We start from the raw sequence: 13925 nt of genomic DNA, 5'->3' as shown, positions 1-13925 counted from the left end.
GACCGCACGTAATCGCAACGGAAAGGCACCCAGGTGTCCGAAGTCAACGGCCGAATCCATGCTCGGCTGAACACCACCAAGGGAACGATCGTCGTCCGGCTCTTCGCCGAGGAGTCCCCGGAGACGGTCGCGAACTTCGTCGGCCTTGCCGAGGGCACGAAGCAGTGGATCGACCCCACCACGGGCCAGCCCTCCACCGCCAAGCTCTACGACGGCACGATCTTCCACCGGGTCATCGACAAGTTCATGCTCCAGGGCGGCGACCCGCTGGGTAACGGCCGCGGCGGCCCCGGCTACAAGTTCAAGGACGAGTTCGACTCCGGTCTGAAGTTCGACCGCCCGTACCTGCTGGCGATGGCCAACGCCGGCCCCAACACCAACGGCTCGCAGTTCTTCATCACCGTCGGCACGCCCGACTGGCTGAACAATAAGCACACCATCTTCGGTGAGGTCGTCGAGGGCACCGACATCGTCGAAGCCATCTCCAAGGTCGCGACCAACCCGCAGGACCGCCCGCTTGAAGACGTCACCATCACGTCCGTCGAGATCGAGCGGGGCTAGGGCCGGCCGATGAGCCTCCCCCCGACTCCCCACCCCGGATCCGGGGCAGGGGAGAACGCCGTCCCCACCTGCTTCCGGCACACCGACCGGGAGACCTACGTCCGGTGCACCCGATGTGAGCGGCCGGTCTGCCCCGACTGCATGCGCGACGCCGCCGTGGGCTTCCACTGTGTGGAGTGCGTCGCCGAGGGGCAGAAGTCGATGCGCCAGGCGCGCACCGCCTTCGGCGGGAAGGTCGTGCAGGGCCCCTATGTGACGTGGACGCTGCTGGGTCTCATCGTCGCCGTGTTCCTGGCGCAGATGGGTTCCCCGCAGCTGACGGTGCTGTTCGGGATGCACGGCGGCGCAGCCATGGTGGAGGGCGAGTGGTACCGCCTGATCACCGCCGCGTTCCTGCACGGCGGGGTGATGCACCTGCTGTTCAACGGCTTCGCCCTGTACGTCATCGGCCCGCAGCTGGAGAGATGGCTCGGCCACGCCCGCTACCTGGCCCTGTGGGTGCTCAGCGCCATCGGCGGGTCGGTGCTCACCCTGCTCGTGCAGCCGACCCAGCTGTCGGTGGGTGCCTCGGGCGCGATCTTCGGCCTGTTCGGCGCGGTGTTCGTGATCGGTAAGCGGCTCGGGCTCGACACCCGGTTCATCGTCGGCCTGCTGGCCGTGAACCTGGTGATCACGTTCCTGGTCCCGAACATCTCGTGGACCGGGCACATCGGTGGGCTCGTCACCGGGCTCGCCCTGGCGGGCGTCTACGCCTACCTGCCGCGCCAGTCGGCGCCGCACCGGACGGCCATCCACGCGGCCGCGACGGGTGTCTGCGCGCTGTTGCTGGTGGTGCTGGCCTACGCCGGCACCCTGTACTGGCTGGGCTGACGGCGACGCCGAGAAACGGACGGGGCCGGGGAGCAGTTCACTGCTCCCCGGCCCCGTCACGTGTTCCCGTGGTGGACGGGAAACGGCTTTTCGGTGCGCAGGACGCAACTCCCCACAGGCTGTGGATAACTCTGTGGATACAACGTTCACCGGTTGTTGTGATGGCCCCAATTGCCCTGTCTGAGCAGGGGAAACACGGGAAATGCGACGTCAGTGCCAGCGTGTGGACAAGATGACGCAGATGATGATTCCGCCGAACCCGATCGCCAGGTTCCAGTTGCCCAGATCCTGCATGATAGGCACCATCGTCCCGGCGATGTAGTACACCGCGATCCACAAGATGCCGAGGATGCCGAACCCGAGCATCGTCGGCACCAGCCACCGCGGGCTGACCTTCGGCTTCGCCGACGACGGCGGTGGCGTGTAGACGGCCTTCTTCTTGCGATCGTTGCGGGACTTGGGCACGGTCGCTGCTCCAAAACGAATCGGCCGGTACTTACGCGTGAAGATTACCCCAGTGTACGCACTGCGCAGCGGTCGGCATCCGGACGGCCCGCCGACCGCCGCTGCGCTGCATCTCGCCGAAAACCGCCCGGCGATCCGGAACGGTCAGGGGCGACCCCGGAACGGGTACTCCCACCAGGGCGTGCCCTGGTCGTCGCCGCTGTGATCGCCACCGTCACCGAAACCGGGCGGGAAGCCCGGGGTGCCGTCGCCGTTGTCCCCGTTGTCGCCGTTGTCCGGCGGCGTCGGGGTCTCCGGAGGCTGTTCGTCCGGCTTCTTCTTGGCGATGACCACGTTGACCGTGCTGTCGGGGTCGACCTCGCTGCCGCTCCCCGGGCTCTGCCGGATCACCCGGCCCTCGGGCTCGTCGCTCTCCTCCTCGGAGAACGACCCGCTCAGCCCGCGCTCCCGGAGCGCCGACTCCGCCTGGTCCCGCGTCATCCCGGCGAGGTCGGGGACCTTCACCTTCTCCGGGCCGGTGGACACCCACATGTCGACCTTGCTGCCGGGGTCGGCCGTGGCGCCGCCCTCGGGAGAGGTCCGGGTGACGTTGCCCCTGTCGACCGCCGAAGACGTCTCGCTATGCGGGCCCCCGATCTTGAAGCCCGCGTCCTGCAGTTCGGCGACGGCATCGCTCTGCGACATCCCCGTCACGTCGGGGACCTCCACCGACCCGGGGCCGGTGGAGACGAACAGCGTGATCTCGGTGTCGGCCCGCACCTCGCGCCCCGCACCCGGGTCGGTGCGGATCACATTGCCCTCGTCGACGTCGTCGCTGTTCTCTTCTTCGGCCTTGATGTTCTCGAAGCCGTCGGCTCTCAGCTTCTGCTCGGCCTCCGACTGCGACATGTTCACCACGTCGGGAACCGCCGTGGTCTCCGGCGGATCCTGTTGGAACATCCAGACCAGCACGCCGGCCGCGGCGATGACGGCGAGCGCGAGCGCGATCCACAGCCCCGCCTTCTTGCCGCTGCCCCGGCGCTCCTCCTCGTAGTCGTCGTAGCCGTCGTCGCGGCCGTCGTCGACCGGGTCCATCGCGGTCGTCGCCCCCGCGGCCGCCATGGCCGCCGCCGAGGTCGGCATGCCCTGGACGCCGCGCTGGATGTCCTGGCGCATTTCGTCGGCGCTCTGGTACCGCTCCTCGCGGTCCTTGGCCATCGCGCGCAGGGTGATGTCCTCAAGCCACTCGGGGATCTCCGGGTCGATGTCGCCCGGCGGCACCGGCTCCTCGCGGACGTGCTGGTAGGCGATGGAGACGGGGGAGTCGCCGGTGAACGGGGGTCGGCCGGTGAGCAGCTCGTAGAGCACGCAGCCGGTCGAGTAGATGTCGCTGCGGGCGTCCACCCGCTCGCCGCGCGCCTGTTCCGGGGAGAGGTACTGGGCGGTGCCGATGACCTGGGAGGTCTGGGTCATCGTGGCCTGGTTGTCGTCCATCGACCGCGCGATGCCGAAGTCCATCACCTTGACCTCGGCCTGCCGGGTCAGCATGACGTTGGCCGGCTTGATGTCGCGGTGCACGATGCCGTTGCGGTGGCTGTACTCCAGCGCCCGCAGGATGCCGTCGGCGATCTCGGCGCAGCGCTCGGGCAGCAGCCGCCGGTCGTCGTCGAGCAGTTCCTTGAGCGTGCGGCCGTCGACGTACTCCATGACGATGAACGGGATGGAGACGCCGTCGACCATGTCCTCGCCGGTGTCGTACACGGCGATGATCGAGGGGTGGTTCAGCGACGCGGCGGACTGCGCCTCGCGTCGGAACCTGGCCTGGAACGTGTGGTCGCGGGCCAAGTCATGGCGGAGCGTCTTTACGGCCACCATGCGGTCCAGACGCAGGTCGCGGGCGCGGTAGACCTCGGCCATGCCACCGCGTCCGATGACACCGTCGAGTTCGTAGCGGCCGCCGAGTAGCCGTGGCTGGGACATGTCGTGAACTGTTCCTCGTATCTCCGCGGTGGCGGCAGCGGTCCGCCGTCACCTGGTGAGTTCTCGTGTCTGGTGCCTTTACCACTCGTCTTCGACAGCCGGACCCGCGTCCGCGGACCTCGTGGCGGCGCGCGCGTGCGCTGTACCATCTTGGGTGTTCGCCGCGTCCGATGGCACCCGAATCCCGCCGATCGGTACAGGAGTGTAGTTCTCCGTCGGTCAGCTTATCGTGGCGTGTCTACCGACCCGCGGATCGCCTGGCCGAACCCGGGCAACTCGGCCCTTCACCCGCCCCGCCTGAGTTCTCCCTGCTCACGGGTGTGCTGCGGTGGCTCGCTTCAGGAGGGCGCGTCCAGTACGGCCTGGATGATCGACCGCGCGATGGGTGCGGCCAGCGTCCCCCCGCTGCCGCCGCCGTGCTCGACCACGACCGCCACCGCCACCCGGGGGTCGTCCGCCGGGGCGAAGGCGATGAACCAGTTGTGCGTCGGCCCGCTCGTCTCCGCCGTCCCGGTCTTCCCCGCCACCTGCACCCCCGGGATCGCGGCCGAGCGCCCGGATCCCTGGGCGCCCTCGGTGACGCTGACCATCATGCGCGTCAGCTGCTCGGCGGTGTGCGCGCTCATCGCCTCGCCGTACGCCTCCGGCCGCGTCCGCATGATGGGCTCCAGGTCGGCGTCGGCGATCCGGTCCACGAGATAGGGCCTCATGACCTCGCCGCCGTTGGCGACACCCGCGGCGACCATCGCCATCTGCAGCGGAGTGGCCCGCACGTCGAACTGGCCGATCCCGGTCTGCGCGAGGCTGCTGCCGCCCATCCCCGTCGGATACACGCTCTGGGCGACGGGGGACGGGATCTCCAGCCCGGGGCGGTCGAAGCCGAAGCGCTCGGCCTGCTCGCGCATCTCGTCCTCGCCGAGCGCCAGGGCCCAGTTGGCCATCGAGGTATTGCAGGAGATCTCGATGGAGTGCGCCAGAGTGTCGGGGGCGCCGTCGTTGCACGGTCCGCTGAACGCGTTGGGGAGGGTCCCGCCCTGGGGGAGGGCCAGCACGGCCGGCGCGGGCTGGGTGGATTCCGGGGTCGCCCCGTTCTCCAGCGCCGCTGCGGCGGTGACGATCTTGAACGCCGAACCCGGCGGGTAGGTCTGGTTGAACGCCCGGTTGAGGAGCGGCTGGCTGTCGGCCGCGGACAGCTGCTCCCAGCGATCCGCCGCTGCCTGCGGGTGCGTCACGCTGGTGACCTCGCCGGGGTCGAAGGTGGGCGCGGAGTAGGCGGCCAGTACCGCCCCGGTCGACGGATCCAGGGCGACGGCCGCCCCGTTGCGGCCCAGCTGCGCCAAGCCGTCCCGGGCGGCCCGCTGTGCGGCGGGGTCGAGGGTCAGGGCGACGGTCGCGCCGGTGGGCCGCTCCCCGGTGAGCAGGTCGATGAGGTTGCGCACCGCGAGCCGGTCGTCGGTGCCGTTGAGCAGCTCGTTCTCGCTGTCCTCGATCCCCGAGGCGCCGGTGGTCCGGAACGTGCCCACGACGTGGGAGTACAGCGGCCCCTCGGGGTACTCGCGCTGGTAGCGCACCTGGCCGCCGCCGCTCGTGCTCTCCAGCGGCGTGGAGTACGCCGCCCGCGTCTCCCCGATGACGATCGGCCCCCGCGGCTCCTGCAACCGATCCAGGTAGCGGCGGGTGTTGTGCTCGTTCTCCCGCAGCTCCTCGGCCTGGAAACCCTGGATCCAGGTGACGTTGAGGAGCAGCACCACGAACAGCGCCATAAGGAACACCGAGAGCCTGCGGATCGACCGGTTCATCGCGAGATCACCTGCGTCGACCCCTCGTCCTGGAGAGCCTGGGGTCCCGGCTTGCGCGCGTTGTTGCTCATCCGCACGAGCAGGGCCAGGATGATCCAGCTCGACAGCAGCGCCGACCCGCCCTTGGCGACGAACGGGATGGTCGCGCCGGTCAGCGGGATGACCCGGGTGACCCCGCCGATGACCACGAAGGTCTGGAAGCCCAGCAGGAACGCCAGCCCCGAGGCGCACATCTTGACGAACAGCTCCTGGGACGCCAGCGCGATCCGCAGCCCCCGCTCCACCAGCAGCATCAGCACCAGCAGGATCGTCATCACGCCGGTGAGGCCCAGCTCCTCGGCGAACGCGGAGAAGATGAAGTCGTTCTGCACCTCGGGGACGAACCCCGGCTGGCCGCCGCCCAACCCGGTGCCGACCACCCCGCCCTCGGCCATCGCGAACAGTCCGCGGACCAGCTGCTCACTGTTGCCGCCCACCGGACCGTCGATGATGCCCGGCTCGAACGGGTGCAGCCACGTGTTGACCCGCACGCGGAAGTGCGGGACGACGAAGTACAGCGCATAGCAGGCCGCGAAGAACGGCACCAGGCCCAGGACGATCCACGAGGCCCGGTGCGTGGCCACGTACACCATCGCCAGGAAGGTGCCGAACAGCAGCAGCGCGGTGCCCAGGTCGTTCATCAGGCCGACCAGCACGATGATGCAGAAACCCCACATGAACGCCATCGGCGCGGTGTCGCGCAGCCGGGGCAGCCCCAGCAGCTTGACGGACCCCACCCTGATCTGCCGGTTCACCAGCGCCATCGCGTCCCGCTTGGTGACCATGTACCCCGACAGGAAGATGATCAGCGCGATCTTGGCGAACTCCGAGGGCTGCAGTGCGGTGAAGCCGAAGTTCACCCACTGCCGTGCGCCGTTGACCGTCCGCCCGATCGGGTCGGGCAGCAGCGGCAGCATGAGCAGCAGCACCGCCCCCACCGCCATGAGGTAGGGGTAGCGCTGCAGTTTGCGCGGGTCCTTGAGGAAAAACACGATCCCGGCGAAGACCGCCATGCTGAGCGCGGTCAGCATCAGCTGGTTCGACGCGCTGCCGCTCTCCGTGTCGCCGGTGGCCTCGAACAGCCGCCACAGCATCGCGATGCCCAGGCCGTTGAGCAGGACGGCCAGGGGTAACAGCAGCGGGTCGGACCACGGGGCGAAGAAGCGGATGAAGACGTGCGCGAGGAGCGCCAGCCCCCCGAAGAGGCCGCCGAACAGGGCGAGGTCGGGCGGGATCTCCCCGTTGCGGGTCAGCCCCGCCTCGACCATCGCGAACAGTGTGATGGCGATGGCGAAGACCGTCATCACCAGTTCGGCGTTGCGCCGTTTGACCTGCGGAAGTGCGGTAGAAGATGCAGCCACGACGGCCTCCGCCAGGGCATTGTGCCGACCGTGCGCACCGGCCGGCCTGCCGACCGTGCGGCCGTGTGAGTGATCCACTCACACCGATCTATATGTCCCCGTCCGCCCCGCTCTAAGCCTGAGCTCCGCCCGACGCCACCCCGTCGCTCCGTTGTTCTCGGCGGAGTGCACCGGATTCCGGCGGCGGATTTCCGGTGCACTCCGCCGAGAACAACGACACGGCGGTGCCGCGCGCCTTGGCGCGCGGCACCGCCGAGGTGCCTGCTACGGGTGCGGCTACAGCGCTCCGCCGGGGTCGCCCACGTGGCCACCGCCGCCGGGGTCGCCACCGCCGCCACCGCCCTGGCCGGGGTCGCCACCGCCGCCACCGCCCTGGCCGGGGTCACCGCCGTTGCCCCCGCCGTTGCCCGGGTCGCCGCCGTTGCCGGGGTCGCCCCCGCCGTCGCCGCCGTCCGACCCCTGGTCGCCCGGTTCCGTCGGATCCGGCGAGTCACCGCCGGGGCTCACGCTCTCCCCGGAGTCGGGTGCCTGGCCGTACCCGCCGGTGTTGTGGTCCGGCTGCTGCCACCCGCCGGGGTTGCCCTCCTGCTGCGGCGGCGGCTCCTGCACCGGCTCCGGTGACTCCTGCTCCGGTGTCTCGGGGCTCGGGCTCGGGGTGGTGTTGCGGTCCTTCTCCACGACGGGGCGGCTCTCGGCCCCCTCGTTCCACATACTGCCGGCGATGGCCACACCCACGACCACGACCACCGCGGCCACGACCGCGGCGATCACCACCGGCATGCTCGGCCGACCGCGCTGCCTGGAGCGACGGCCGGGCCCGGCGTCCTGCGGGCTCGCCCCGCCACTCGCGGCGCCCGCGGCGCCCGCAGTGGCCGACGTGTGCGCGCCGGTGCGGCCCACGGCCGGGGAGAGGCCGGACGGCCGGGTGGAGGCCGTGCCGCCGGCGCCGAACACGGCGGTCTGCCCGGGGTCGGCGAGGTTCATCGCGGTGGTCGCGCCGCCCAGGTCCGGGCCGATACCCGCGCGCAGCCGCTGGGCCGCCTGGGCGATCTCGCCCGCCGAGCCGGGCCGCTGCTCCGGGTCCTTCTCCAGCAACTCGAACACGAACGCGTGCAGCTGCTCCGGAACGTCGTCGGGCAGCGGCGGCGGGGGTTCGCGCGTGTGCGCCAGCGCCAGGGCCAGCGGGGTGTCGGAGGTGAACGGCGGGCGCCCGGCCAGGCACTCGTAGGCCACCACGCCGAGCGCGTAGATGTCGGACGCGAAGGTCGCCGGCCGACCGGACGCCTGCTCGGGGGAGATGTACTGGGCGGTGCCCATGACCATGCCGGTCTGGGTCAGGGTCACCGACTCGTTTCCGCGGGCGATGCCGAAGTCGGTCAGCTTGACCGTGCCGTCCTCGGTCACCAGCAGGTTGCCCGGCTTGATGTCGCGGTGGATGACGCCGCGCGCGTGCGCGGCGGCCAGCGCGGCCGCCGACTGGGCGACGATGTCCAGCGTGACGCCCGGCTCCAGGCCGTCGTTGCGCTTGAGGATGGAGGACAGCGGCTCGCCGGGCACCAGCTCCATGACGATGAAGGCCCGGTCGTCCTGCTCGCCGTAGTCGAAGACCTGGGCGATGCCGGGGTGCGACAGCCCGGCCGTGATCCGGCCTTCGGTGCGGAACCGCTCCCGGGCGGTGGGCTCCGCCATCTGCGCCGGGTGCAGCAGCTTCACCGCCACCGAGCGGTTGAGCAGGTTGTCCGTGGCCCGCCACACCGTACCCATGCCGCCCGAGCCGATCTGCTCGTCGAGCCGGTAGCGGCCGCTGAGGATGAGGTCCTGGAGGTCGTTGGAACCGGAAGGCCCGGGGGAGTCCGCGCCGTGGTCGCTCACTCGTTGATCACCGCTTCCATCATCTTCTTCGCGACGGGAGCGGCGGCCCGGCCACCGCTGTCGTTGCCCCGCTCCACGACGACCGCGACGGCGATCTTGGGATCGTTCGCGGGGGCGAAGGAGATGAACCAGTTGTGCGTGGATCCGTCGCCGACCTCGGCCGTACCGGTCTTGCCGGCCACCTGCACCCCCGGGATCTGCGCGCCCGGGGCGGATGCGTCCTGGCCCTCGGTGACCAGGACCATCATGTCGGTCAGCTCCTGGGCGGTCTTGGCGCTGACGGCGGTGGACAACTTCTCCTGCTGGGCCGACTCGACGACGGACGCGTCGGAATCCTTGACCGACTCCACCAGGTAGGGCTTCATGACCTCACCCTTATTGGCGATGCCGGCGGCGACCATGGCCATCTGCAGCGGGGTCGCCTCGTTGTTGCCCTGGCCGATGCCTGCGCGGCCAAGGGTGTTGCGGTCGGTCTCTGCGGGGGACAGGCTCTCGACGGCCTCCAGCGGCGTCTGCACCTTGCCGCTGTTGAATCCGAACGCCGTGGCCTGGTCGGACAGCTTCTGGCCGCCCAGATCGATCGCCCAGTTCGCCATGGAGGTGTTGCAGGACTGCTCGATGGAGTGCGCGAGCGAGTCAGGCTGCCCCCCGTTGCACGGCCCGCCCCACGCGTTGGGCAGCGGGGCACCCAGGTCGAGCGAGGCGGGGGCGTCCTTGGTGGACTCCGGGGTGGCCCCGTCCTCCAGGGCGGCGGCCGCGGTGACCACCTTGAACGTCGAGCCCGGCGGGTAGCGCTCGTTGAACGCGCGGTTGAGCAGCGGCTTGTCGCTGTCCTGCTCCAGCTCGTTCCACTTCTTCAGGGAGTCCTCGGGGTCGGTGACGCTGGTGACCTCGTTGGGGTCGAACGTGGGGACGCTGACCGAGGCGAGGACGGCACCGGTCTTCGGGTCGAGCGCGACCGCGGCGCCGTTCTTGCCGAGCGCGCTCAGCCCCTCCAGCGCGGCCTCCTGCACCTTGGGGTCGATGGTCAGCTCGACGCTGGCGCCCTCGCGCTCGTTGCCGGTGAGCGTGTCGACGAAGTTCCGCACCGCGAGCCGGTCGTCGTCGCCGGTGAGCAGGGCGTTCTGCGCCTCCTCGATGCCGGTGGCGCCGGTGGGGCTGAACGTGCCCACGACGTGGGCGTACAGCGGACCCCCGGGGTACTCGCGCTGCAGGTTGTCGCTGTCGCCTCCGACCGGCTCGGACTCGGCGACCTTGGTCTCGTTGGCGGCGAAGATCGTGCCGCGCGGCTCCTTGAGCCGGTCGGCGAACTGTCTGCCGTTGAACTCGTGGGTGCGCAGCGCGTCGGCGTGGAACAGCTGCAGCCAGGTGGCGTTCAGCATCAGCACGCCGAACAGTGCGAGAACGAAGACGGCGAGGCGTCGGATGGGCGTGTTCATCGGGAGATCACCTGCGTCATGCCTTCGTCCTGGATGGCCTGCGGGGCCGGCTTGCGCGCGTTGTTGCTCATCCGCACCAGCAGCGCGAGCATGATCCAGCTCGACAGCAGGGCGGAGCCGCCCTTGGCGATGAACGGCAGGGCGGCGCCGGTCATCGGGGTGATCCGGGTGACGCCCGCGATGACGATGAAGCTCTGGAAGGCGATCACGAATGCCAGGCCCGAGGCCAGCATCTTGATGAAGAGCTCCTTGGAGGCCAGCGCGATCCGCAGTCCCCGCTGCGCCAGCAGGGCCAGTGCCATGAACATGACCATCAGCCCGGCCAGGCCGAGCTCCTCACCGAAGGCGGTGATGATGAAGTCGTTGTAGACCTCGGGGACGAAGCCCGGCTTGCCGCCGCCCATCCCCTGCCCGGTGACACCGCCCTCGGCCATCGCGAACAGGCCCTGCACCAGCTGCTGGCTGTTGCCGTTTCCCGGGATCATGCAGTAGGCCTCGGGGTTCGACCGGACCGCGTCCGTGCAGAACACCTCGGGGTTGAACGCATCCAGCCAGGTCACCATGCGCACCCGGAAGTGCGAGACGAACGGGTAGAGCGCGGCGCAGGCGCCGAAGAACGCGGTCAGCCCGATGATGATCCAGGACGACCGGTGCGTCGCAACGTAGATCATCGCCAGGAAGGTGCCGTACAGCAGCAGCGACGTGCCCAGGTCGTTCATCAGGATGACCAGCACGATGATGCACAGGCCCCACATGGCGGCCATGGGCGCCATGTCGCGCATCCGCGGTACGTCGAGGATCTTGAGCGGGCCGATCTTGATCTGCTTGCTGGCCAGGGAGAGCACATCGCGCTTGCTGACGAGGTAGCCGGCCAGGAAGATCACCAGGGTGATCTGCGCGAACTCGGACGGCTGCAGTGTGGTGAAGCCGACGTTGATCCAGCGCCGGGCGCCCAGGACGGTCATGCCCAGGCCGGGGATCAGCGGGAGCAGCAGCAGGAAGATCGAGGCGAGCCCGAAGAGGTAGGGGTACCGCTGCAGCGTGCGCGGCTCCTTCAGGAAGTACACGACACCCGCGAACACCACCAGGCTGATCGCCGTCAGCATCAGCTGACTCGACGCGCTGCCGTGGTCGGTGTCGCCCGTGGACTCGAACAGCCGGTAGAGCATCGCGATGCCCAGGCCGTTGAGCAGGACGGCCAGCGGCAGCAGCAGCGGGTCGGACCACGGCGCGAAGAAGCGGATGAAGACGTGCGCGAGGATCGCCAGCCCGCCGAAGAGCGCCCCGTAGAGCATGAGGTCGGGCGGGACCTCGCCGTTGCGCGTCAGGCCCGTCGCGATCATCGCGAACAGGGTGATGCCGATGGCGAACAGCGTCATCACGAGTTCCGCGTTGCGCCGCTTGACCGGCGGCAGCGCGGTGGTCGGCTCACTCATCGCGCCCCCCGGTGGCGGGCTCGCCCGGGTTGCCGGCACCGCCGGTGCCGCCCTGCGGGAGGTTCGCCTCGGCGCCCCTGTCATCGGAGCCGCCGGCCGGGTCGGCCGTCTCGGCCGTCTCGGTGGCCTCGGACGTGTCGGCGGCGTCGGCCTCGGACGCCGCGGCCGGCAGCCCGCAGGACTCCGGGTCCCGCTCGCAGTCCTGCGCCTTGGCGCGCAGCTCCTCGACGCGCTCGTCGGCCGCGGCCCGGTCACCCATCGGGATGGTGTTGGTGACCGCGTTGCGCTCGCTCTCGGGGAGCCGGTCCAGCGGGATCTCGGTGTCCTGGACCTGGTCGGCCAGGCTGTATCCGGCGATGTCCTCGTTGATCCCCTGGAAGATCGCGACGTGCTTGCTGTCGGCGGTGGGGCCGATGAAGTACTGGTTGTTGATGTAGTTGGAGCCGTAGTAGTAGCCGGCCCCGGCGACGAGGGCGGAGACCGCCAGGAACGCGGCGACCATCGGCCACCAGCGGCGGGTGCGCCGCTCGGGCTCGGAGTCGTCGCCGGAAGCGGCGAACTCCGGCGGCCGGGTCATCTCGGCGGTGTCGCCGCTGCGGTTGTTGAGCCCCTGGGCGCGCCCTGCCGGGGTGTCGGGGGTCATGACGGGCTCGCGCCGCTGGTCGGCGGCGCCGACGACGGCCGGCTCCTGGGTCGGGCCGCGCGGGTCGGTGGCGGTGTCGATGACGTCGGCGACGACGGCCGTGATGTTGTCGGGCCCGCCGCCCCGGTTGGCGAGGTCGATCAGCCGCCGCGCCGCGGCGTCCGGGTTGGTCTCCGAGGTGAGGGTCTCGTGCAGGGTCTCCTTGCTGACGACACCGGACAGGCCGTCGGAGCACAGCAGGTAGCGGTCGCCCACCCGCGCCTCGCTGATGGAGATGTCCGGGTCGACCTGGCTGCGGCCGTCGAGCGCGCGCAGCAGCAGGGACCGCTGGGGGTGGGTGGCGACCTCCTCCTCGGTGATCTTGCCCTCGTCGACAAGGGTCTGCACCAGGGTGTGGTCGTGGGTGATCTGGCCGAACTCGCCGTCGCGCAGGAGGTAGGCACGGGAGTCACCGACGTGGATCAGGGCCACGCGTGCGCCGGACCACAGCATGGCGGTCAGCGTCGTCCCCATGTTCTCCAGCCGGGGCTCCTCGCGGACGCGCTGGGCGAGGGTGGAGTTGGCCAGGTCGACCGCCTGCTGGAGGGAGGAGGCCATCTCGTCGGCCGGTGGGACGTCGTCGTCGAGCGCCATGAGCGTCGAGATCGCGATCGAGCTGGCGATCTCGCCGCCGGCGTGCCCGCCCATGCCGTCGGCGACCGCGAGGATGTAGGGGCCGGCGTAGGCGGAGTCCTCGTTGCCTTCGCGGAGGCATCCCACGTCGGAGTACGCGGCGTAGCGGAGAGCGATTGTCATTTGCGCAGTTCCAGGACGGTCTTGCCGATGCGGATGGGCTGTCCCACCGTAATGGGCTGGGGACGGGTCAGGCGCTCCTGGCCGATGAAGGTGCCGTTCGTCGAGTTGAGGTCCTCGACGAACCAGCGGCCGTTCTCGGTGAAGATACGCGCGTGGCGGCCGGAGGTGTAGTCATCGTTGATGACGAGGGTGGAGTCGCCGGCACGGCCGATGGTGATCGGTTGGGAGGCGAGGTTGAGGGTGGTTCCGGTGAGGGGGCCCTTGGTGACGACGAGGGCGCGCGGCTCGTTACGCCGCCCGCGCGGCAGTGAGGGTTTGCGCTGCGGGGCCTTCTTCGGGCGCTTGTCCTTGGACTTCGAGGGACCGAAGAGGTCGGTGCGGATGACGCCGACCGCCATGATCACGAACAGCCACAGCACCCCGAGGAACAGGATCTTGATCAGCATGAGGGTCAATTCGGACATTGATCTGCTCTTCGGCCCCTGTCGTGCTCCGGCTGTGATGGCGGCCGTCTTCAGTCGCCACCGCGTCTACTCGGCGTCGAAACCGCGGGATCGTGCGGCACGGCACGGCGGTCCCACGGGCTGCCGCCATTGTGCCCGGTCGAACGGGTCTGCGTCCCGCGGCCGGCGATCACGATCACGTCGGTGTCCGTCGCGTCCTTCATACGCCCCATCAGACGCCTG

At 70.0% G+C, this 13925-nt stretch carries 12 protein-coding genes; 2 read left to right on the top strand and 10 right to left on the bottom strand.

All coding sequences use genetic code 11. From position 1 onward, the window contains the following. Positions 1–33 precede the first annotated feature (33 nt). Together HNR23_RS21835 and HNR23_RS21830 are read left to right on the top strand one after the other, a co-directional pair. Positions 34–561 (top strand): peptidylprolyl isomerase, encoded by a 528-nt coding sequence (locus HNR23_RS21835; RefSeq protein WP_184078269.1) that lies wholly within the window; start codon positions 34–36, stop codon positions 559–561. Positions 562–570: 9 nt separating this feature from the next. Next, positions 571–1431, top strand: coding sequence for a rhomboid family intramembrane serine protease (locus tag HNR23_RS21830; RefSeq protein WP_184078267.1), 861 nt, complete (start codon positions 571–573; stop codon positions 1429–1431). A gap of 210 nt (positions 1432–1641) precedes the next feature. Here HNR23_RS21830 and HNR23_RS21825 read toward each other — a convergent pair whose 3' ends face one another. From HNR23_RS21825 to HNR23_RS21780, 10 genes are all read right to left on the bottom strand, one after another. Further along, the gene (locus tag HNR23_RS21825; RefSeq protein ID WP_184078265.1) at positions 1642–1896 is read right to left on the bottom strand and encodes a cell division protein CrgA; all 255 of its coding nucleotides are present in this window, start codon (positions 1894–1896) and stop codon (positions 1642–1644) included. A 144-nt stretch (positions 1897–2040) separates the two neighbouring features. After that, on the bottom strand, positions 2041–3855 hold the full coding sequence (gene pknB, locus HNR23_RS21820) for a Stk1 family PASTA domain-containing Ser/Thr kinase (protein ID WP_184078263.1): 1815 nt from the start codon (positions 3853–3855) through the stop codon (positions 2041–2043). Between the two features lie 338 nt (positions 3856–4193). Further along, the gene (locus tag HNR23_RS21815) at positions 4194–5654 is read right to left on the bottom strand and encodes a peptidoglycan D,D-transpeptidase FtsI family protein (RefSeq protein ID WP_184078261.1); all 1461 of its coding nucleotides are present in this window, start codon (positions 5652–5654) and stop codon (positions 4194–4196) included. Next, positions 5651–6997 carry an FtsW/RodA/SpoVE family cell cycle protein gene (locus HNR23_RS21810; RefSeq protein ID WP_184080698.1) on the bottom strand — a complete coding sequence of 449 codons (1347 nt, stop codon included), beginning with the start codon at positions 6995–6997 and terminating at the stop codon, positions 5651–5653. Before HNR23_RS21810 ends, HNR23_RS21815 begins: the two co-directional genes overlap by 4 nt. 333 nt (positions 6998–7330) lie before the next feature. After that, positions 7331–8926 carry a serine/threonine-protein kinase gene (locus HNR23_RS21805; protein WP_343070656.1) on the bottom strand — a complete coding sequence of 532 codons (1596 nt, stop codon included), beginning with the start codon at positions 8924–8926 and terminating at the stop codon, positions 7331–7333. Then, the gene (locus HNR23_RS21800; protein WP_184078259.1) at positions 8923–10365 is read right to left on the bottom strand and encodes a peptidoglycan D,D-transpeptidase FtsI family protein; all 1443 of its coding nucleotides are present in this window, start codon (positions 10363–10365) and stop codon (positions 8923–8925) included. Before HNR23_RS21800 ends, HNR23_RS21805 begins: the two co-directional genes overlap by 4 nt. After that, on the bottom strand, positions 10362–11801 hold the full coding sequence (locus tag HNR23_RS21795; RefSeq protein ID WP_184078257.1) for an FtsW/RodA/SpoVE family cell cycle protein: 1440 nt from the start codon (positions 11799–11801) through the stop codon (positions 10362–10364). The genes HNR23_RS21800 and HNR23_RS21795 overlap by 4 nt, the downstream gene beginning before the upstream one ends. Continuing rightward, positions 11794–13239: a Stp1/IreP family PP2C-type Ser/Thr phosphatase gene (locus HNR23_RS21790; protein WP_184078255.1), complete on the bottom strand. Its 1446-nt coding sequence runs from the start codon at positions 13237–13239 to the stop codon at positions 11794–11796. Before HNR23_RS21790 ends, HNR23_RS21795 begins: the two co-directional genes overlap by 8 nt. Further along, a complete protein-coding gene (locus HNR23_RS21785; RefSeq protein ID WP_184078253.1) occupies positions 13236–13703 on the bottom strand; it encodes an FHA domain-containing protein FhaB/FipA in 468 nt (155 codons plus the stop codon). Before HNR23_RS21785 ends, HNR23_RS21790 begins: the two co-directional genes overlap by 4 nt. A gap of 50 nt (positions 13704–13753) precedes the next feature. After that, a complete protein-coding gene (locus HNR23_RS21780; protein WP_184078251.1) occupies positions 13754–13906 on the bottom strand; it encodes a hypothetical protein in 153 nt (50 codons plus the stop codon). Positions 13907–13925 lie beyond the last annotated feature (19 nt).

This window comes from Nocardiopsis mwathae (genome assembly GCF_014201195.1).
In the GTDB taxonomy this organism is placed as follows: domain Bacteria; phylum Actinomycetota; class Actinomycetes; order Streptosporangiales; family Streptosporangiaceae; genus Nocardiopsis_C; species Nocardiopsis_C mwathae.
The sequence above is the reverse complement of the archived record's forward strand: the minus strand, read 5'-3'. Positions and strand labels throughout refer to the sequence as shown.